The following is a 19681-nucleotide window of genomic DNA, read 5'->3' as shown; positions in this document are numbered from 1 at the left end:
GCTGCGCCCGCGGCATCCGCTGGCACCCACGTCGAAACTACGCGCTCATCTGGCCCGAACGTCCGCCTGTTCAACCCGCGCTTCGCCCGTCATCCAACGAAAACCGACGAAGCGCCGATGCCTTTTCTGCCGACCCGATCCTATGCGCTTTTCCCCTTCCGGCCTGTCCTTTTTCATTCCCGAAGTTTCCCAACGCGTTCTGCATCGCGCCATCGCGGCCGCGATCGTGCTGCCCGCGACGCTCGCCGCCGCGAGCGCATCCGCGCAGGTGCCGCCGCCCGACGTGACCGCGCGCTCGTGGGTGCTCGTCGATGCCACCAGCAACCAGGTGCTCGCATCCGGCAACCCGGATGAACGCTCGGAACCCGCATCGCTCACGAAGCTGATGACCGCATATCTCGTCTTCGATGCGCTGCAGTCGAAGAAGATCAACATGGACCAGACCGTGATGCCGAGCGAGGCCGTGCGCCGCGTTCGCACCGACGAGTCGCGCATGTTCATTGAAGCGAACAAGCCGGTGACCGTCCACGATCTCGTCTACGGGATGATCGTGCAGTCGGGCAACGACGCGGCGATCGCGCTCGCGGAACTCGTCGGCGGCAGCGAGCAGAACTTCGTCGGGCTGATGAACGCGGCGGCGAAGCGGATCGGCATGAAGAACACGAACTTCGCCGACGTCAACGGCATGCCCGACCCGCAGCACTACACGACGGCGGGCGATCTCGCGGTGCTCTCGACGCGCCTGATCCGCGACTTCCCCGAGTACTACAACATCTTCTCGGTGCGCGACTTCACGTACAACAAGATCAAGCAGCCGAACCGCAACCGCCTGCTGTGGCTCGATCCGACCGTCGACGGCCTGAAGACCGGCCACACGAAGGCGGCCGGCTACTGCCTGATCGCAACGTCGAAGCGCCCGCTCAACGGCGTGCCCGACGCGAGCCGGCGCCTCGTCGCCGTGATGATGGGCGAGCCGAAAGAGCACAACCGCGTGCAGGACAGCCTGAAGATGCTGACCTACGGCTACACCGCCTATGACGCGATGCGGCTCTACAAGGCCGATCAGGTGATCGAATCGCCGCGCGTCTACAAGGGCGCCGAGAACAACGTGAAGGCGGGCGTCTCGACGGACCAGTACATCACCGTGCCGAAGGGCATGGGCGACAAGGTGAAACCGACGGTCACGCACAACGCGCTGATCGTCGCGCCGATCAAGAAGGGCCAGCAGATCGGCACCGTCAAGATGATGGCGGATGGCAAGGAAGTCGCGCAGTTCCCGCTCGTCGCGCTGCAGGACGTGCCGGAGGCGGGTATCGCCGGACGCCTGTGGGATTCGGCGCTGTTGTGGTGGGACAAGCGCAAGCAATGACGCAAGGAGCCGTCGCCATGAGTGCTGATCTCGATCCCGTCGTCTATCTGAACGGCGAGTGGGGCCCGTTGTCCGAAGCGCGCATTCCCGTGCTGGATCGCGGCTTCATCTTCGGCGACGGCGTGTATGAAGTCGTGCCGCTCTATGCCACGCCGCAAGGCCGCGCGCCGTTTCGCCTGACGCAGCATCTGGCGCGGCTCGCGCGCAGTCTCGGCAAGATCCGCATCGACAATCCGTTCGACGACGCCGGCTGGCGCACGCTGATCGCGCAGGCGATCGACGCAAATCGCGGCGAAGGCGACGCGCTCGTCTACATCCAGGTGACGCGCGGCGTTGCGAAGCGGCGCGGCCACGCGTTTCCGGCCGGCATCACGCCGACCGTCTTCGTGATGGTCAATCCGCTCGCGTTTCCGACCGACGCGAGCCGTGCGCAGGGCGCGCGCGCCGTCACCGCCGAGGACAAGCGCTGGCTGCATTGCGACATCAAGTCGGTTTCGCTGCTCGGCAACGTGCTGATGGCGCAGTACGCGGCGGAAAACGACGCGCTCGAAACCATCCAGTTGCGTGACGGCTTGCTGACGGAAGGGTCGTCGTCGAATGTGTGGATCGTGAAGGGCGGAAAGCTCTTCGGCGCGCCGCGCGGACCGCGCATTCTCGAAGGCATCCGCTATGCGCTCGTCGAAGAACTGGCGGCGGAAGCGGGCATCGATTTCGAGGAGCGCGAGATCACCGAGGCCGAATTGCGCGACGCCGACGAAATCATGATCAGTTCCGCGACCAAGGAAGTGATGCCGATCACCGTGCTGGACGGTGAGCCGGTCGGCGATGGCCGGCCCGGCGCGGTCTATGCTGCACTGTATGACGCCTACCAGCGGGCAAAGGCGCGCGAACTCGCAGACTGGGCTCTGCACGCCAAGTGAAGGAGAACGCCATGACCACCCCCGATACCCCCAAATCTGTCGACGACCTGTTCGATTTTCCCTGCGATTTCCCTATCAAGGTAATGGGCAAGACGCATCCGGATTTCCAGGACACCATCGTCACCGTGATTCGTGAACACGACGGCGAATTCGACGTCACGCGCATCGAAACGCGTCCCTCGTCCGGCGGCAACTACACCGGCCTCACGTGCACGGTGCGCGCGCAGAGCCGCGCCCATCTGGACGACATCTACCGCGCGCTCACCGGCCATCCGATGGTCAAGATAGTGCTTTGAGGTTTCCGATGGGCGCATCACATGCGGCAGGCGTGCATTCGTAGGTGCGCCTGAACTGCTCCGCCTCGTCGAAAATCCACGCGCGAAAGTCCTGCACCCGCTTGGTCTTCAGGAGCGAGGTCGGACAGACGAAAAAATAGGTCCACGGGCTCGGTCCGTCGATGTTGAACAGCCGCACGAGCCGCCCCGCGATGATCTCGTGCATCGCGAGCGAGCGGCGCACCAGCGCGATCCCCTGGCCATCGATGGCCGCCTGCAGCAAATTCGACGAATCCTCATACAGAACGCCGCGCTTGGGCTCGGGCAGGTCGGTAAGCCCGGCGGCGTCGAACCATGGACGCCATAGCTCGTCGTTCGAGCGCAGGAGCGGCATGCTCGCGAGGTCGCCGGGCGTGCGCGGCAGCTTGCCGCCGTTGAAGCGCGGCGAACAGGCGGGGAAAAACACCTCGTCGAGCAGCTTTTCCGCGTGCACCCCAGAATATTTGCCCTGACCGAAGCGAATCGCAACATCGACGTCGTCGCGGCTGAAGTCGGTGAGCGCGTTCGTCGAGAGCAGTTCGAGGTCGATTTCCGGATGCTTCTCGATGAAGCTGCCGACGCGCGGCGTCACGAAGCGCGCCGAGAACGACGACAGCATCGACACCACGAGCCGCCGGTCGCGGTCTCCGGAGCGCAACTGGCGCGTGGCCTCGGCGAGTGCGACGAGCGCCGCGCGGACTTCGGCGGCGTACTGACGGCCGCTATCGGTGAGGCGCACGCGCTTGCCGTCGCGGGCGAACAGCGACACGGCCAGCTCGGCCTCGAGCGCCCGAATCTGGTGGCTGACGGCGCCATGCGTGACGAAGAGTTCGTCGGCGGCGCGCGAAAAGCTTTCGTGGCGCGCGGCGGCTTCGAAGGCGCGCAGTGCGTTGAGGGCAGGGAGCTGGCGGAGGTCCATGGAAAATCGACAGTATGTTGATCGTGTAAAGCACTCGCTTCGCTAATTTACCTCACATAGCGACGAAAATTGCTCGTTTTGCTCGAAGCCTTACTGCGCCTAGGATTGTAGTCAGCAAAGCCAATCCTCACGGAGCAGATCATGCGAGAAATATCCACAAGCGTCACCTTCGAAATTCCTCCTGGCGAAACCGTGCCGATGCGCATCGCGCGCGGCACGCGGCTCACGGTGCAGGGCGCGGCGGTCTGGGCGACGCGCAGCAACGACACCGAAGACTACTGGCTCGCCCCTGGCGACAAGCTGAAGCTGCGCGAGCGCGAACGGCTCTGGCTCTCCGTCGAAGGTGAACGGTCTGCGCAGGTCGTCTTCACGATCGTGCCGCGCCCCGACCGGCGGGCGATCGGCTGGATCGCGCAGCGTTTCGATCGGATGCTCGATCGGTTCCGCTCGGGCTGGAGGACCGTCTGAGCGCGCGAAGCGCGGATTCACCGGCGGCGGGTGTCACATGATTTCGGTAAACTACCGGGACCATGTCAGCCACGCCGCTCATCTCTCCCCTCGATTCGAACTCCGCCGCGGCGACCGTCCTCGGGTCTGCCGCGCATCCGGTCACGCTGCGCTGGCGCGGCCTCGAACCCTACGCGCAAAGCTTCGACGCGATGCGCGCCTTCACTGACGCCCGCACGCCCGAAACCCCCGATGAAATCTGGCTCGTCGAGCATCCGCAGGTTTTCACGCTCGGCCTCGCGGGCGACCCCGCGCATCTGCTGATCGCCGATAGCGGCATTCCGCTCGTCAAGGTGGATCGCGGCGGCCAGATCACCTATCACGGGCCGGGACAGGTCGTCGCGTATCTGCTGCTCGATCTGCGCCGCCGGAAGCTGATGGTGCGCGAACTCGTGCGCCGGATCGAGGAGGCCGTGATCGAAACGCTTGCGGCGTATAATCTGGCGACTGATCGCAAGGCTGGCGCGCCCGGCATTTATATCTCACGACCGTTCGAAAACCAGCTCGCGGGCGGTGCGGATGCTGCACTCCACGGACTGCACGAAGGCGCGAAGATCGCCGCGCTCGGTCTGAAGATTCGCAACGGCTGTAGCTATCACGGCGTGAGCCTGAACGTGCGGATGGACCTCAAGCCGTTCCTCGCGATCAATCCATGTGGCTATGCGGGACTCGAAACAGTCGACATGGCGACGCTCGGCGTCGCGGCCAGTTGGCACGAAGTGGCCGGGCGTCTCGCAGACCGGCTAACCCACCACATCGACGGCGTCCCCGCCGCCGCTCAAACGCAGAACGGCCTGACCGTCTGAATGGATCGACCGAATGACTGACGCAACCGGAAACCTGGCTGGCGAACTCGCCACTTCTCCGACTCCCGCCGCCTACGACGCCACTGCCAAGCAGAAGGCGCAGGCCAAGACGGCGCGCATTCCGATCAAAATCGTCCCGATCGAAAAGCTGAAGAAGCCCGAGTGGATTCGCGTGAAGGCGGCGACCGGCAGTTCGCGTTTCTACGAGATCAAGCAGATCCTGCGCGAGCACAACCTGCATACGGTGTGTGAAGAAGCGAGTTGCCCGAATATCGGCGAATGCTTCGGCAAGGGCACCGCGACCTTCATGATCATGGGCGACAAGTGCACGCGCCGCTGCCCGTTCTGCGATGTCGGCCACGGCCGTCCCGATCCGCTCGATCCGGAAGAACCGCTGAACCTCGCGCGCACCATCGGCGCGCTGAAACTGAAGTACGTCGTGATCACGAGCGTCGATCGCGACGACCTGCGCGATGGCGGCGCAGCGCATTTCGTCGAATGCATCCGGCAGGTACGCGAGCATTCGCCGCAGACGCGCATCGAAATCCTGACGCCGGACTTCCGCGGCCGCCTCGATCGCGCGATCGGCATCCTGACCGCCGCGCCGCCCGACGTGATGAACCACAATCTCGAAACGGTGCCGCGTCTCTACAAGGAAGCGCGCCCGGGGTCGGATTATCATCATTCGCTCAAGCTGCTGAAGGACTTCAAGGCGCTGCATCCGGAGGTCGCGACGAAATCGGGCCTGATGGTCGGGCTCGGCGAAACCGAAGAGGAAATTCTCCAGGTGATGCGCGACCTGCGCGCACATAACGTCGACATGCTGACGATCGGGCAATATCTGCAACCGTCGGAGCACCATCTGCCGGTGCGTTCGTACGTGCATCCCGATACTTTCAGGATGTACGAGGAAGAAGCGTACAAGATGGGCTTTACGCACGCGGCCGTCGGCGCGATGGTGCGTTCGAGCTATCACGCGGATCAGCAGGCGCACGACGCAGGCGTCGTTTGAATTTGCGCCACGAACCGGCCAGATGAAAAAACCCACGGTGACGTGGGTTTTTTTTCGAGCGCCCGAATATCTGGTGCTCGGCCGGAAGCCGCCTGAAGGTTTCAAGCGGCGAAATTCGGATTTGCCGACAAATTTCTTGCCGATACGCTCCGCCGGGAAGTCAAAAAACTCCGGGAAAGCCCGTAGATAAAGGTTCTAAGGGAAAACCCGAGGCTCATCCGGATCGTCGGACGGGGTTATTCCGGAATTCCGGAAAGCCGGATCGAAGCCCTGCGAAGGTGACAAAAAAATCTTTTAAATCAAGGTTTTAGGCGCTACAAATACTGGCATCGACCTTGCAATACAAGAAGCCTCGTCCGCGAGGCCTCATAACAGTAAGGAGACAAGTCAATGCACCCCATTCCTTCGAAACGCCCCTGAATCGTCGTCGTAGCGGCCTGGCTGCTGCTCGCGGCGCGTTCATCGTGCGGACCCACCCAAATCCTGCACCGACGCACCTCGCACTCGCGGCTCGCCACTGGCTCTTTCTGCCCACTGCCTGAAACCTGCCTGGAACCATCGTGAAGAAACCTTTCTATAAAGTCCTCTACGTGCAAGTGCTGATGGCGATTGCTATCGGCATCGCGCTCGGGCACTTCTATCCGACCCTCGCCACCGACATGAAGCCGCTCGGCGATGGATTCATCAAACTCATCAAGATGGTCATCGGCCCGATCATTTTCTGTACCGTCGTGACCGGTATCGCCGGCATGGAGGACATGAAGAAGGTCGGACGCGTCGGCGGCAAGGCGCTGCTGTACTTCGAAGTCGTCTCGACCTTCGCGCTCCTGATCGGCCTCGCTGCGACGCACATCCTGAAGCCGGGCGCCGGCTTCAACGTCGATCCGGCGACCCTCGACAGCAAGGCCGTGGCGTCGTTCGCTGCGAAGGCGCACGGCCAGTCGACCGTCGATTTCCTGATGCACATCATCCCGGACACGCTCGTGTCGGCGTTCGCGCAGGGTGAAATCCTGCAGATCCTGCTGATCGCGCTCCTGTTCGGCGCCGTGCTCGCGCACGTCGGGGAGAAAGGCCGCGCGGTGACGAACTTCATCGACGGCCTTTCGCACATCCTGTTCGGCATGGTCGGCATCATCACGAAGCTGGCTCCGATCGGCGCGTTCGGCGCGATGGCGTTCACCATCGGCAAGTACGGCATCGGCTCGCTCGTGCCGATGCTCAAGCTGATCGGCACGTTCTATCTGACCTCGATCCTGTTCGTTGTCATCGTGCTCGGCGCGATTGCGAAGATGGTCGGCTTCAACATCCTGCGCTTCATCGCGTACATCAAGGAAGAGATGCTGATCGTGCTCGGCACGAGTTCGTCGGAAGCCGCGCTGCCGCAACTGATGCTGAAGCTCGAAAAGCTCGGCTGCTCGCGCTCGGTGGTGGGTCTCGTCGTGCCGACCGGCTATTCGTTCAACCTCGACGGCACCAATATCTACATGACGATGGCCGTGCTCTTCATCGCGCAGGCGACCAACACCGACCTCACGTGGACGCAGCAGCTGACGCTCCTCGCGGTGACGATGCTGACCTCGAAGGGCGCGAGCGGCGTGACGGGCGCGGGCTTCATCACGCTGGCAGCGACGCTCGCCGTCGTGCCGACGATCCCGCTGTCGGGCATGGTGCTGATTCTCGGCGTCGACCGCTTCATGAGCGAATGCCGCGCGCTGACGAACATCGTCGGCAATGGCGTGGCGACGGTGGTCGTGTCGGCGTGGGAGAAGGAGCTCGACCGCAACAAGCTGCGCGACGCGCTGTCGCACGGCGCGTCGGATGACACCGAAGAAGGCGACGCCGTTCCGGTCAAGCAGCACTGACGCCGCCCAGGACGATACGGCCATGAACGCGGCGAAGCATCCGGCGACCGATGCTTCGCCGCAGCCGTCTCTCTCCGGAGCCTATGCCACAATCGCGGAATCCAGTCATCCGGAATCCGCTCACGTGACGCGTCGCCTGCTTCTGTTCTTCGCGCTCGCTGCCGCCCTCGCGGCGGCCTGTGCGCTGACCTGGAACATCGCGTGGCAGCGTGGCATCGACGAATTGCGGCGCAATGCCGCCGTGCGCGTCGACCGCACGACGAATACGCTCAAGAGCACGCTGGAGCGCTACGAATACCTGCCTTATTTGCTGTCGCGCCATCCGTTCGTGCAGGAGGTGCTGACCGATCCGAACGCGCCGAACATCGAGCGTGCGAATCGCTATCTCGAAGACCTCAACGGCCGCGCCCGCGCGACCGTCACCTACATCATCCGGTCCAACGGCCTGTGCGTCGCGGCGAGCAACTGGCGCGCGACGGACAGTTTCGTCGGGTCGGAATATCAGTTCCGCCCGTATTTCATCGACGCCACCAAGGGCAACACCGGCCGCTTCTTCGGGCTCGGCACCGTGTCGCGGGAGCCGGGCTACTACATCTCGCAGCCGGTGCATCGCGAAGGTTCGCGCGAGATCGTCGGCGTGGCGGTGGTGAAGCTCAATCTCGAATGGCTGCAGAGCGCCGATGCGGCCGAGCCGCTCATCGTGACCGACGATCACGGCGTGATCTTTCTCTCGTCGGTGCCGGCGTGGAAATACCACACGGTGCGGCCGCTGCCGAAGAACATCGAGGCGTCCGTGTTCGCCACGCGCCAGTACGCGCAGCAGACCATCACGCCGCTGCCGATGACCGTCGTGAAAACGCTCGAAGGCGATGCGCAGATCGTGCGCGTCGGCGGCGGACTCAACGCGCCGAGTTATCTCGCGACGCGCCGTTCGATCGGCGAGCCCGACTGGCAACTCATCACGATGGCGCCGCTCGACCCGGTCGAAAGCGCCGCGCGCACGGCGGCCATCGTGACGGGGCTCGTCTTCGTGTCGCTGTGTCTGCTTGGCTTCTACTGGCGCATGCGGCGCGTGCGCGTACGCGACATGCTGCGCAGCCGCGAACTGTTGCAGACGGCGTATGCCGAACTGAACCAGCGCGTGGCGGAGCGCACCGCGGATCTGTCGGAAGCCAATGCGCGGCTCACGATGGAAGTGAGCGAGCGCACGCGCGCCGAGCAGGACCTGCGCGCCGCCCACGACGAACTGGTCCAGGCGAGCAAGCTCGCCGCGCTCGGCCAGATGGCGGCCGGCATCACGCATGAACTGAACCAGCCGCTCGCGGCGCTGCGCAGTTTCTCCGACAACACGCGCGTGCTGATCGAGCGCGGCGACCAGGCGGCGGCGCGCGAGAATCTCGAAGCGATCGCGTCGCTGACCGAGCGCATGGGCAAGATCACGAACCAGCTGAAACTCTTCGTCGCGAAGGCGCGGCCGCGCAACGCACGCACCGACGTCGCGCGCGCACTGCGCAACGTGCTGGCGATGCTGCGTCCGCGCATGCAGGAGGTCGCGCTCGACGTGGCGCCGGAACTGCGCCGTGAGGACTCGCCGGTGTACGTGCGCTGCGAGGACTTGCGGCTGGAGCAGGTGCTGATCAACCTGATCGGCAATGCGCTCGACGCGGTCGGCGCGTGCGATTCGCCGCGTATTTCCGTTTTCGTCGAGATCGGCGAGGACACGGTGGAACTCGTCGTGCGCGACAACGGGCCCGGCATTCCCGCCGACGTGCTGCCGCGCCTCTTCGAGCCGTTCTTCACGACGAAGGAGATGGGCCACGGCCTCGGGCTCGGTCTCGCGATTTCGTCGGCGATCGCGCGCGACTACGGCGGCACGCTCGTCGCGCGCAATCTGGCGATGGCGCTGGAGGTCGACGGGCCGGAGGGCGGTACGCAGGCCGACGCCGATCGCTCGCACGGTGCAGAATTCGTGTTGACGCTGCGGCGTGCGTAAAACCTTGTAGATGCGAGACCGAGCAATGACGACTGGCCTGCAGGTGATCTTTATCGAAGACGACGAACTCGTGCGGCGCGCGAGCGTCCAGAGCCTGCAACTCGCGGGCTTCGAAGTCGCCGGGCACGGCAGCGTCGAAGCGGCAGCGCGTTCGATCGACGCGGCGTTCCCCGGCGTGATCGTGAGCGACATCCGCCTGCCGGGCGCGAGCGGCCTCGACCTGCTCGCGCAATGCCGCGAGCGCGCGCCCGAGGTGCCGGTGATTCTCGTCACCGGCCACGGCGACATCTCGATGGCCGTGCAGGCGATGCGCGACGGCGCCTACGATTTCATCGAAAAACCGTTCGCCTCCGAGCGCCTGATCGAGGCCGTCCGGCGCGCGCTGGAGCGGCGCACTCTCGTGCTCGAAAACCAGGCGCTGAGGCGCGAGCTGGCGGGGCAGAGCAGCGTCGCGCCGCGCATCATCGGGCGCAGTCCCGCGATCGAGCAGGTGCGACGGCTGATCGCGAACGTCGCGCCGACCGATGCGTCCGTGCTCATCAACGGCGACACCGGAGCAGGCAAGGAACTGATCGCGCGAAGCCTGCACGATCTCTCGCCGCGGCGGGACAAACCGTTCATCGCAGTGAATTGCGGCGCGCTGCCGGAGCAGATGTTCGAATCCGAGATGTTCGGCTACGAGGCGGGCGCGTTCACCGGCGCGCAAAAGCGGCGCGTCGGCAAGCTGGAGCACGCGTCGGGCGGCACGCTTTTTCTCGACGAAATCGAGAGCATGCCGCTCTCGTTGCAGGTGAAGCTCTTGCGCGTGCTGCAGGACGGCGTGCTGGAGCGGCTCGGCTCGAACCAGCCGATCCGCGCGAACTGCCGCGTGGTCGCGGCGGCGAAGGGCGACATGGCGGAACACGTCGCCGACGGTACATTCCGGCGCGACCTGCTGTATCGGCTGAACGTGGTGACGATCACGCTGCCGCCGCTCGCGGAGCGTCGCGAGGACATCGTGCCGCTCTTCGAGCATTTCCTGCTCGACGCCGCCGTGCGCTATGAGCGCCCCGCGCCGCTCCTGACCGACCGTCAGCGCGCGGAACTGATGCAGCGCGACTGGCCGGGCAACGTGCGCGAACTGCGCAACGCGGCGGACCGGATGGTGCTCGGTGTGATCGACCATACGGCCGTGCCGCTCGACGCCGCGACGCAGTCGCTCAAGGAGCGCACCGAGCAGTTCGAGCGCGCGGTGATCGCGGAAGCGCTGCAGCAGTGCGGCGGCGTGGTGGCGTCGGCCGCCGACCGGCTGCAGCTCGGCAAGGCGACGCTCTACGAGAAGATCAAGCGCTACGGGCTCGCGGTGAAGAGCGAGGGCGAGCGTTGAGGGATAAAAAAACCCGCCTGCTGGGCAAAGCAGGCGGGTTTTTTGTCGGTGATGCAGCGGATCAGGCGGCGTTCAGCGCTTTGTCGAGCAGCGCATCGAGTTCGGCGAAGGTCGGTTCGCCGACATAGCGCTTCAGAATCTTGCCGTTCTTGTCGATGACAAACGTGGTCGGTGTCAGTTGCACGTTGCCGAACTGCTTGGCGACGCTGCCATCGTCCATCGCGACCTTGAACGGCAGGTTGCGCGTCTGCGCGTAGTTCGTGACGTACATCGGCGCGTCGTAGCTCATCGCCACCGCGACGAATTCCAGACCGCGGCCTTTGAAGCGGTTGTACGTGTTGATCATCTCCGGCATTTCCTTCATGCAGGTCTCGCAGCTCGTCGCCCAGAAGTTGACGAGATAGACCTTGCCCTTCAGATCGGCCGAGGTCGAAATCTTCTGGCCCGACAGCAGCGTGAACGTGGCGTCGGGTACGCGCTGCTGTCCGCCGAACGCGAAGTAGCCCGTGCAGGCGATGACGCCCGCGATGACCGCCATCACGATGTAGCGCAACGGACTCTTGCCGCGCGAGGGCGTTTGCTGGGTGGCTTGGGACATGTGGAACCTCGTGGAACCGGAAGACGGACTAACCGCGCGGACTGCGCCAGAAGTGCCCGTCATTTTAGCGCCAATCCGGGGAGCGGGCTCGCGCGTGCCGGAAGCTCCGGTATTCAGCGGCGATAATGACGGCTTTTGCGCATTTTTTTTCGTCATGAATCGAATTTTCGCTTTCGCTTTCGCTTTCGCTTTCGCTTTGCCCCGTCAGTTTGTCCGTTCTGCCGCTCGCCCGCTGCGCGCCGCGCTCTGCGCATCGCTTGCGGCCGGCGCGCTCCTCGCCTGCACGCCGGCCTACGACTGGCGCACGATCATGAACAACGACGACGGCTACGAAGTCACACTGCCGGCGAAGCCGCGCTCCGACGAGCGCGAAGTCCGCATCGCCGGACAGTCGATGAAAATGAAGATGCAGACGGCCGAAGCCGGCGACGCCGTGTTCGCCGTCGGCACGGTTGTGTTGCCGAGCGCCGATCCGGAGTTGCAGCGCGCCGCGCTCGACTTTCTTCAGAACGGCCTCGCCAGCAACGTGAACGTGCCGCCGTCCGCGCGCGCGACGCAGATCGAACTCGCGGCAGGTGGCCGCGTGCTCGGCAGCGAGATGGACGTGAAGGGCGTAAGCGGAGAGAAGCGCGAAGCGCATTCGATCCACGCGAGGTTTGTTGCGCGCGGCGTGCACGTCTATCAGGTGGCGATCGTATCGTCGAAGGAAGCGCCGCAAGAACAGGCGGATCAGTTCTTCACATCCTTCAAACTTTATTAGAACGTTTACTCCAATGTCGCCAGCCGATCAGAACGAGCGTGCTCAGACAGTCATCTCAAATTGAAATTTCGCAGCAGGTTTCGACGCTAATCCTCGGATTTATCTGAGTTTTTTGTTCTATCCACAACGTCTGTGGATAACTTTGTGGAAAAGAGTGTGCGGTTCCGCTCATAGCTCCAATTGGCGCGGACCCCATTACTTTGCCTCTAATCGGAGCAAATTAAATAATCCAATAAAATCAATGGTCTGAGAGGATGTGTGTTTTTCACCATTCGATACGACGAAAAGGCGCAACGGAGCGGCGCGGTGTGCATAAGTCAAGTCTTGACAAGCAGATTTTGCGGTCTTCGCCGTTCAAGCAATCGCCAACGCCCGCCGGTATTGAACCGCCTCGGCGACATGCGCGGCGCTGGCGGTGTCGGACGCGTCGAGATCGGCGATGGTCCGCGTCACCTTGAGCACGCGGTAATACGCCCGCGCGGACCAGCCGAAGCGCTCGCCCGCTTCGCGCAGCAACGCCTCGGCGGCTGGGTCGAGACGGCAAACTGTATCGGCTTCGCGGCCGTCAAGTTCGCGATTGGTCTTGCCTTGCCGCCGCAACTGCCGCTCGCGCGCGTCGGAGACACGGCGTGCCACACTCGCGCTCGATTCCCCGCGCACCGCGCTTCGCGCCGACAGTTCCGAGGGCGTCACCGCGGGCAGCTCGATCTGAATATCGATGCGATCCAGCAGCGGCCCCGACAGTTTGCGCAGATAGCGCGCGGCGATTTCCGGCGAGCAGCGGCATCGGCCGTTCGGATCGCCGCGCCAGCCACACGGACACGGATTCATCGCGGCGACCAGCTGGCACGCGGCCGGAAAGTCCGCCTGCTGCGCGGCGCGCGAGATCGTGATGCGTCCGGCTTCGAGCGGTTCGCGCAGCGTCTCCAGCACTTTCCGGTCGAATTCCGGCAATTCGTCGAGAAACAGAACGCCCAAATGCGCCAATGTGATCTCGCCCGGCTGCGGCGGATTGCGCCCGCCGACGAGCGCCGCCGAACTCGACGAGTGATGCGGCGCCCGAAACGGCCGCCGGCGCCACTGCTCGGGCGTAAAGCCGATCGAGCTTGCCGAGAGGATGGCGGCGGAGGTCAGCGCTTCGTCGTCGGTCATTGGCGGGAGGAGGCCGGGCAGGCGTGCCGCTAGCATCGACTTGCCCGCGCCGGGCGGTCCGATCATCAACAGGTGATGTCCGCCCGCCGCAGCGACTTCCAGCGCGCGACGCGCCGCCGGATGACCGATCACGTCCGCCAAATCGGACTGCGGTGCTTCTGCGCTGAAATCAGGCAAGGCTGGCGCGCGCACGCGCGCAAGCCGACCGTCGATGCTACCGGCGAGGTGCGCGCAGAGTGAAGGCAGATCGGCCGCGCCGAACACGTCGACGCCCGGTACGAGCGCCGCCTCGGACGCGCTCGCGAGCGGCAGATAGATCTCGGGCGGCGCTTCTTCGCTCGCGGCAAGCGCGTACTGGCGCGCGGCGCCGCAGACCATCGCGAACGCGCCGCGTATCGGACGCAGCGCGCCCGTCAGCGACAACTCGCCTGCAAACTCGCGGCGCGTGAGCGATTCAGCCGGAATCTGCCCGCTCGCGGCGAGTATGCCGAGCGCGATCGGCAGGTCGAATCGGCCGGACTCCTTCGGGAGATCGGCGGGCGCGAGATTGACGGTGATCCTGCGGACGGGAAATTCGAATCCGCAGTTCTGAAGCGCGGCGCGCACGCGCTCGCGGCTTTCGCGGACTTCGAGGTCGGGGAGGCCGACGATCGAAAAGGAAGGCAATCCATTGGCGAGGTGGACTTCGACGACCACCTCGGGCGCGCGCCCAGGCGCGGGCGCGCGGCTGCGTACCACGGCAAGCGACATGATTTCCCCAGATCCCGGCGCTCGATGACCCGGCGCCGATGCATTCGATTAAGTCTTCACGGCTCGCTTGGCCGAGGTGTGCTCAAAAACGGGGCATCAGTCCTGCGACATCCCGCCGGTAGTCAGCCGCTGTTCGAGCTGTGCGACGCGCGCCTCCAGTTCTTCGAGGCGCGCGCGCGTGCGGACGAGCACCTGTGTCTGTGTATCGAATTCCTCGCGCGTCACGAGATCGAGCTTGGAGAAACCCTGCGAAAGCATAGCCTTCATGTTCCTTTCGAGGTCTTTCGCCGGCGAATTCTTGAGTAGCTCGCTCATCTTCTGCTGGAAATCGTTGAATACGTCGTTGGGCTGTTTCATGGTTTTTCCTCTGATGCACAATTTTAGTGCATTCGTTCTTAGGTCAGTGCCCCGGCTCGCCGAATGATCGTTTTTGGTGCGCCACGAGAGTGCACCCGTCCGCCCTTTTGCCAAACGTGCCCCACCTCCGCCGCGCCCTTTTCTGCCGGACCTTGCGAGCACTCTAGCAACGAACCCGACGCGGCGCCAGCACGCTTCGGCCGCGTTGGCCATCCGGACGATGCTTTTGCCCGGCGTCGCCAAAAATCCCGCTTGGCCCGATGAACACTCGCATGGCACACGAGTTGCATAAGTGGCGCGGGCCTTTCCTGCACGCTCTTTTTTGGCGGCTGGCGGGCGGGACGATGCGGCGCACAACGATCACAAGGGTCAAAACAGCCGCTCGACAGGCATCGGGATCAGGGCACACCACAGCGAGGGTTACATGAAGCTCATTACCGCAATCATCAAGCCGTTCAAGCTCGACGAAGCGCGCGAAGCGCTGTCGGCGATCGGCGTCTCGGGCATCACGGTGACCGAGGTGAAGGGATTCGGCCGTCAGAAAGGCCACACCGAGCTCTATCGCGGCGCGGAGTATGTGGTCGATTTTCTGCCGAAGGTGAAGATCGAGGCCGCCGTGTCGGACGACATCGTCGACCAGGCGATCGAGGCAGTGGAACGCGCGGCCCGCACGGGCAAGATCGGCGACGGCAAGATTTTCGTCACCGCCATTGAACAGGTTATTCGTATTCGCACCGGCGAGACCGGCGCGGACGCTCTCTAAAAAGAATTCGGCGATAAGAGGAAACAGAAGAATGCGCAACTTATTGATGTCCTTGTTGATGGCGGGGTCGCTGATCGGCGCCAGTGTCGGCACCGCTCTGGCCCAGGACGCGTCCGCACCGGCCGCAGCTTCGGCCCCGGCGTCCGTTGCCACGGCAGCCGCAAGCGCACCCGACACCGCATCTCCCGTCAGCGCCAACACGGCGATGGCTTCGTCGGCTGAGGCCGCGGCTGCGTCCGGTGCATCGGAAGCCGCGCCTGCCGCACCGACCGAACCTTTCTCGGTCGATTCCTCGAAGATCAGCTCGGGCGACACCGCCTGGATGCTGACCTCCACCGCGCTCGTGCTGTTCATGACGGTCCCCGGCCTCGCGCTCTTCTACGCCGGCATGGTGCGCAAGAAGAACGTGCTCGCGACCGTGATGCAGAGCTTCGCGATCTGCTGTCTCGTGACGATCATCTGGACGGTGGTCGGCTACAGCATGGCGTTCACGCCCGGCAGCGCCTTCCTCGGCGGCTTCTCACGTGTGTTCCTGCACGGCATGAACTACATCAAGGGCGACAAGGCAACGACGCTCACCGTCAGCCACCTCGCCTCGACGATTCCGGAATCGGTCTACTTCGTCTATCAGATGACGTTCGCGATCATCACCCCGGCGCTGATCACCGGCGCGTTCGCTGACCGCATGAAGTTCTCGGCGATGCTCGTGTTCATGACGCTGTGGTCGCTGATCGTCTATTCGCCGATCGCGCACATGGTCTGGGAACCGACCGGCTGGCTGGCATCCGCCGGCGTGCTCGACTTCGCAGGCGGCACGGTCGTTCACATCAACGCCGGTGTCGCGGGCCTGGTCTGCTGCCTGGTGCTCGGCAAGCGCGTCGGCTACGGCCGCGAAGTGATGGCGCCGCACAACCTGGTGCTGTCGCTGATCGGCGCCTCGATGCTGTGGGTGGGCTGGTTCGGCTTCAACGCGGGTTCGGCGGTGGCGGCGGACGGCCGTGCGGGCTTCGCCATGCTCACGACGCAGATCGCGACCGCATTCGCCGCGTTCGGCTGGATGTTCGCGGAATGGATCGTGAAGGGTAAGCCTTCGGTTCTCGGCATCATCTCGGGCGCGGTTGCCGGTCTCGTGGCGATCACGCCGGCTTCGGGCTTCGTCGGAGTGACGGGCGCGATCGTGATCGGCATCGTCGCGGGCGTGGTCTGCTTCTGGTCGGCCACGTGGCTCAAGACGAAGCTCGGCTATGACGACTCGCTCGACGCGTTCGGCGTGCACGGCATCGGCGGTATCGTCGGCGCGCTTTTGACCGGCGTGTTCGCGGTCAAGGACATCGGCGGTTTCGACGGCAGCGTGCTGCTGCAGGCGAAGGGCGTGCTCACGACGGTCATCTACAGCGGCGTGGTCAGCTTCATCCTGCTGAAGATCATCGACATGGTCATGGGCCTGCGCGTGACGGAAGAACAGGAACGCGAAGGTCTCGACGTGACGCTGCACGGCGAACACGTCGAATAACGCATCACGCGGACCATGGCCGCGCGCGAGAGGCGCGGCCATGGTCCGGAACATACAAGCGCAGTACGGCTTCCAAACGAGCGCAGCGACTTTGCCCGCCTAACGGCGGGCATTTTTTTGGTTGGTCGAAAACGGGACATGCAGATGACGGCGCCCGCCTATCGCAACCATAGGAAAAATTGAGGGCGCAATCCCTGGCGGGAGCCCGGGAAACCTTGCCAAATAGCGGTTCATCCCCAAGTAGGCAAAGCAATTGCTCTACAATCTTTCCTCTCAAGTCCGCGAGAAATCAATGGTTCCGCATTTAGTCACGGCGTTAAACGGCCCGCTGCTCGATCTCGAGCGGAAGATCCTCGACGCCACGCCGGCCATCGAACGCTGGTTCCGCCTCGAATGGCAGGAACACACGCCGCCCTTCTATTGCTCGGTCGATCTGCGCAATGCAGGGTTCAAGCTCGCGCCCGTCGATACCAATCTTTTCCCCGGCGGTTTCAACAACCTGCCGCAGGAAGTGCTGCCGCTCGCGGTGCAGGCCGCGATGGCGTCGATCGAAAAGATCTGCCCGGACGCGAAGAATCTGCTCGTGATTCCGGAGCGCCATACGCGCAACGCGTTCTACCTCGAAAACGTCGCCCGGCTCGCGACGATCATGCGTCAGGCGGGCCTGCACGTGCGATTCGGCACGCTCGACGAGAACATCCACGGCCCGGTGACTATCGCGCTCGCGGACGGCCAGAAGATCGTGCTCGAACCGCTCGAACGCACGCCGCGCCGGCTCGGCCTGAAGAATTTCGATCCCTGTTCGATTCTGCTGAACAACGACCTGTCGGCGGGCATTCCGCCCGTGCTTGAAAACCTGCACGAGCAATACCTGCTGCCGCCGCTGCACGCCGGCTGGGCGGTGCGCCGCAAGTCGACGCACTTCTCCTGCTACGACGACGTCGCGAAGAAGTTCGCGAAGCTCGTCGAAATCGATCCGTGGATGATCAATCCGTACTTCGCGCACGTGGAAGGCGTGGACTACGAGGCGCGGACCGGCGAGGAAGCACTCGCGGACGCGATCGACGGCGTGATCAAGAAGATCTCGAAGAAGTATCGCGAGTACGGCATCAGCGAGAAGCCGTACGTCGTCATCAAGGCCGACGCCGGCACCTACGGCAAGGGCGTGATGACGGTGCACGACGCCTCCGAAGTCGCCGCGCTCACCAAGCGCGAGCGCGCGAAGATGAACGACGCGAAGGACGGCCTGCAAGTGCACGACGTGATCGTGCAGGAGGGCGTCCATACGTTCGAGCGCGTCGAGAACGCCGTGGCGGAGCCGGTCGTGTACATGATCGACCGGTATGTCGTCGGCGGGTTTTATCGCGTGCACGATTCGCGCGAGCGCGACCAGAATCTGAATGCGCCCGGCATGCATTTCGTGCCGCTCGGCTTCGAGCACACGGCGCTGCCCGACAGTCACGCGAAACCGGGCGCCGCGCCGCCGAACCGCTTCTACATGTATGGCGTCGTCGCGCGGCTCGGCCTCCTGGCGGCGTCGGTGGAACTCGAAAAGACCGATCCCGAAGCGATCCAGGTCTGACAACCTCCGTGCGCGGCGCTTCAACTGATTCGTGCGCCACCGCCGGACATCGATCAACCCAGGCCGCACGGCCACAATGGACCTTTATGGACATCCTTTTTATCGCCGATCCGCTCGATCGCTTCAAGATCTACAAGGACACGACCTACGCGATGATGGCCGAGGCCGCGGGCCGCGGTCACGTGCTCTACGCGTGCGAGCCGCAGCATCTCGCGTGGGCGGGTGACGGCGTCGAGGCGCGCGTGCAGCGCATCGCGATCGTCGGCGACGAGGCGAACAGCGACCGCTCGCCGTGGTACGCGGCCGAGCAGCCGGAACACATGCCGCTCACGCATTTCGACGCCGTCCTGATGCGCAAGGACCCGCCGTTCGACATGGAATATGTCAATTCGACGTGGCTCCTCGAAATGGCCGAGCGCGCGGGCGCCCGTGTATTCAACAAGCCGCAGTCGATCCGCGATCACTCGGAAAAGCTCGCGATCGCAGAATGGCCGCAGTACGTGGCGCCGACGCTCGTCACGCGCGACGCCGCGCGTCTGCGCGCGTTCCACGCCGAGCACGGCGACGTGATCCTGAAGCCGCTCGACGGCATGGGCGGCATGGGCGTGTTCCGGGTGAAGCGGGACGGCATGAACCTCGGTTCGATCGTGGAAATGCTGAGCGAGAACGGCGCGCGCTCGGTGATGGCGCAGAAGTTCATCCCGCAGATCACCGACGGCGACAAGCGCATTCTCCTGATCGGCGGGCAGCCAGTGCCGTATTCGCTTGCACGCATTCCGCAGGGCAGCGAAGTGCGCGGCAATCTGGCAGCGGGCGGCCTCGGGCGCGCGCAACCGCTTTCCGAGCGTGATCGCGAGATCGCGGAAACGCTCGGGCCGGTGCTGGCCGCGCGGGGATTGCTGCTCGTCGGACTGGACGCCATCGGCGACTATCTGACCGAAGTCAACGTGACGAGCCCGACGTGCTTTCGCGAAATCATGGACCAGACGGGTTTCGACGTTGCCGGCATGTTCATCGACGCGCTCGAACGCGCGGCGGGCTGAACGGACCAGACTGTTACAATCTGCCGACCGCGGATGGCATGCGGGAATTCGGAAAATCGGGGTACGATCCTGGCTTTGAAAGCCGTTTTAAAGCC

General features: G+C 64.2%; 18 protein-coding genes. 14 read left to right on the top strand and 4 right to left on the bottom strand.

Annotated elements, in window-relative coordinates; genetic code table 11:
• The first annotated feature begins 142 nt into the window (after window positions 1-142).
• From AWB81_RS10325 to AWB81_RS10315, 3 genes are read left to right on the top strand one after another with little or no spacing between them, the layout of a single operon-like run.
• On the top strand, window positions 143-1369 hold the full coding sequence (locus AWB81_RS10325) for a D-alanyl-D-alanine carboxypeptidase family protein (protein ID WP_062634852.1): 1227 nt from the start codon (window positions 143-145) through the stop codon (window positions 1367-1369).
• A gap of 17 nt (window positions 1370-1386) precedes the next feature.
• The gene (locus tag AWB81_RS10320; protein WP_062634850.1) at window positions 1387-2289 is read left to right on the top strand and encodes a D-amino acid aminotransferase; all 903 of its coding nucleotides are present in this window, start codon (window positions 1387-1389) and stop codon (window positions 2287-2289) included.
• Between the two features lie 11 nt (window positions 2290-2300).
• Complete coding sequence (locus tag AWB81_RS10315) at window positions 2301-2585, top strand: DUF493 family protein (protein WP_062634848.1); 285 nt, start codon at window positions 2301-2303, stop codon at window positions 2583-2585.
• Here AWB81_RS10315 and AWB81_RS10310 read toward each other — a convergent pair.
• Window positions 2569-3522: a transcriptional regulator GcvA gene (locus tag AWB81_RS10310; protein ID WP_062634846.1), complete on the bottom strand. Its 954-nt coding sequence runs from the start codon at window positions 3520-3522 to the stop codon at window positions 2569-2571. The two genes, AWB81_RS10315 and AWB81_RS10310, sit on opposite strands and share 17 nt — an antisense overlap.
• A gap of 141 nt (window positions 3523-3663) precedes the next feature.
• Between AWB81_RS10310 and AWB81_RS10305 the strand changes: the two genes are divergently transcribed.
• From AWB81_RS10305 to AWB81_RS10280, 6 genes are all read left to right on the top strand, one after another.
• A complete protein-coding gene (locus tag AWB81_RS10305; protein ID WP_062634844.1) occupies window positions 3664-3990 on the top strand; it encodes a DUF2917 domain-containing protein in 327 nt (108 codons plus the stop codon).
• Window positions 3991-4052: 62 nt separating this feature from the next.
• Window positions 4053-4835 carry a lipoyl(octanoyl) transferase LipB gene (lipB, locus tag AWB81_RS10300; RefSeq protein WP_062634842.1) on the top strand — a complete coding sequence of 261 codons (783 nt, stop codon included), beginning with the start codon at window positions 4053-4055 and terminating at the stop codon, window positions 4833-4835.
• Between the two features lie 13 nt (window positions 4836-4848).
• Complete coding sequence (lipA, locus tag AWB81_RS10295; RefSeq protein WP_062634840.1) at window positions 4849-5847, top strand: lipoyl synthase; 999 nt, start codon at window positions 4849-4851, stop codon at window positions 5845-5847.
• Between the two features lie 560 nt (window positions 5848-6407).
• A complete protein-coding gene (locus tag AWB81_RS10290) occupies window positions 6408-7709 on the top strand; it encodes a dicarboxylate/amino acid:cation symporter (protein WP_062634838.1) in 1302 nt (433 codons plus the stop codon).
• Window positions 7666-9702 carry a sensor histidine kinase gene (locus AWB81_RS10285; protein WP_374730478.1) on the top strand — a complete coding sequence of 679 codons (2037 nt, stop codon included), beginning with the start codon at window positions 7666-7668 and terminating at the stop codon, window positions 9700-9702. The genes AWB81_RS10290 and AWB81_RS10285 overlap by 44 nt, the downstream gene beginning before the upstream one ends.
• Before the next feature lie 25 nt (window positions 9703-9727).
• Window positions 9728-11068, top strand: a complete 1341-nt coding sequence (locus AWB81_RS10280) for a sigma-54-dependent transcriptional regulator (protein WP_062634835.1) — start codon at window positions 9728-9730, stop codon at window positions 11066-11068.
• 61 nt (window positions 11069-11129) lie between these two features.
• On the opposite strand, the gene AWB81_RS10275 is transcribed toward AWB81_RS10280, so the two are convergent.
• Complete coding sequence (locus tag AWB81_RS10275; protein WP_062634833.1) at window positions 11130-11666, bottom strand: peroxiredoxin family protein; 537 nt, start codon at window positions 11664-11666, stop codon at window positions 11130-11132.
• 196 nt (window positions 11667-11862) lie between these two features.
• On the opposite strand from AWB81_RS10275, the gene AWB81_RS10270 reads away from it, so the two are divergent.
• On the top strand, window positions 11863-12426 hold the full coding sequence (locus AWB81_RS10270) for a hypothetical protein (RefSeq protein WP_062635015.1): 564 nt from the start codon (window positions 11863-11865) through the stop codon (window positions 12424-12426).
• A 354-nt stretch (window positions 12427-12780) separates the two neighbouring features.
• On the opposite strand, the gene AWB81_RS10265 is transcribed toward AWB81_RS10270, so the two are convergent.
• Window positions 12781-14328, bottom strand: coding sequence for a YifB family Mg chelatase-like AAA ATPase (locus tag AWB81_RS10265; RefSeq protein ID WP_062634831.1), 1548 nt, complete (start codon window positions 14326-14328; stop codon window positions 12781-12783).
• 96 nt (window positions 14329-14424) lie between these two features.
• Window positions 14425-14685, bottom strand: a complete 261-nt coding sequence (locus AWB81_RS10260; protein ID WP_062634829.1) for an accessory factor UbiK family protein — start codon at window positions 14683-14685, stop codon at window positions 14425-14427.
• Window positions 14686-15109: 424 nt separating this feature from the next.
• Here AWB81_RS10260 and AWB81_RS10255 point away from each other — a divergent pair, with 424 nt between their 5' ends.
• The 4 genes from AWB81_RS10255 (at window position 15110) to gshB (ending at window position 19586) form a co-directional block, all read left to right on the top strand.
• Window positions 15110-15448: a P-II family nitrogen regulator gene (locus tag AWB81_RS10255; protein WP_014190273.1), complete on the top strand. Its 339-nt coding sequence runs from the start codon at window positions 15110-15112 to the stop codon at window positions 15446-15448.
• 31 nt (window positions 15449-15479) lie between these two features.
• Window positions 15480-16961 carry an ammonium transporter gene (locus AWB81_RS10250; RefSeq protein WP_062634827.1) on the top strand — a complete coding sequence of 494 codons (1482 nt, stop codon included), beginning with the start codon at window positions 15480-15482 and terminating at the stop codon, window positions 16959-16961.
• Window positions 16962-17253: 292 nt separating this feature from the next.
• Window positions 17254-18543 (top strand): glutamate--cysteine ligase, encoded by a 1290-nt coding sequence (gene gshA, locus AWB81_RS10245; protein ID WP_062634825.1) that lies wholly within the window; start codon window positions 17254-17256, stop codon window positions 18541-18543.
• A gap of 86 nt (window positions 18544-18629) precedes the next feature.
• Window positions 18630-19586 (top strand): glutathione synthase, encoded by a 957-nt coding sequence (gene gshB / locus AWB81_RS10240; protein WP_062634823.1) that lies wholly within the window; start codon window positions 18630-18632, stop codon window positions 19584-19586.
• The last annotated feature ends 95 nt before the right edge of the window (window positions 19587-19681 follow it).

Source organism: Caballeronia arationis, from assembly GCF_001544975.2.
GTDB classification, from domain to species: Bacteria; Pseudomonadota; Gammaproteobacteria; order Burkholderiales; family Burkholderiaceae; genus Caballeronia; species Caballeronia arationis.
Note: the sequence above shows the minus strand (reverse complement) of the source record. Positions and strands in the feature narration are given on the sequence as shown.

Coding starts and splice junctions, on each gene's coding strand:
- lipA (WP_062634840.1), top strand. CDS start 4,849: ATGACTGACGCAACCGGAAACCTGGCTGGCGAACTCGCCACTTCTCCG.
- lipB (WP_062634842.1), top strand. CDS start 4,053: ATGTCAGCCACGCCGCTCATCTCTCCCCTCGATTCGAACTCCGCCGCG.
- AWB81_RS10315 (WP_062634848.1), top strand. CDS start 2,301: ATGACCACCCCCGATACCCCCAAATCTGTCGACGACCTGTTCGATTTT.
- AWB81_RS10275 (WP_062634833.1), bottom strand. CDS start 11,666: ATGTCCCAAGCCACCCAGCAAACGCCCTCGCGCGGCAAGAGTCCGTTG.
- AWB81_RS10305 (WP_062634844.1), top strand. CDS start 3,664: ATGCGAGAAATATCCACAAGCGTCACCTTCGAAATTCCTCCTGGCGAA.
- AWB81_RS10320 (WP_062634850.1), top strand. CDS start 1,387: ATGAGTGCTGATCTCGATCCCGTCGTCTATCTGAACGGCGAGTGGGGC.
- AWB81_RS10260 (WP_062634829.1), bottom strand. CDS start 14,685: ATGAAACAGCCCAACGACGTATTCAACGATTTCCAGCAGAAGATGAGC.
- AWB81_RS10325 (WP_062634852.1), top strand. CDS start 143: ATGCGCTTTTCCCCTTCCGGCCTGTCCTTTTTCATTCCCGAAGTTTCC.
- AWB81_RS10285 (WP_374730478.1), top strand. CDS start 7,666: ATGACACCGAAGAAGGCGACGCCGTTCCGGTCAAGCAGCACTGACGCC.
- AWB81_RS10280 (WP_062634835.1), top strand. CDS start 9,728: ATGACGACTGGCCTGCAGGTGATCTTTATCGAAGACGACGAACTCGTG.
- AWB81_RS10265 (WP_062634831.1), bottom strand. CDS start 14,328: ATGTCGCTTGCCGTGGTACGCAGCCGCGCGCCCGCGCCTGGGCGCGCG.
- AWB81_RS10250 (WP_062634827.1), top strand. CDS start 15,480: ATGCGCAACTTATTGATGTCCTTGTTGATGGCGGGGTCGCTGATCGGC.
- gshB (WP_062634823.1), top strand. CDS start 18,630: ATGGACATCCTTTTTATCGCCGATCCGCTCGATCGCTTCAAGATCTAC.
- gshA (WP_062634825.1), top strand. CDS start 17,254: ATGGTTCCGCATTTAGTCACGGCGTTAAACGGCCCGCTGCTCGATCTC.
- AWB81_RS10310 (WP_062634846.1), bottom strand. CDS start 3,522: ATGGACCTCCGCCAGCTCCCTGCCCTCAACGCACTGCGCGCCTTCGAA.
- AWB81_RS10255 (WP_014190273.1), top strand. CDS start 15,110: ATGAAGCTCATTACCGCAATCATCAAGCCGTTCAAGCTCGACGAAGCG.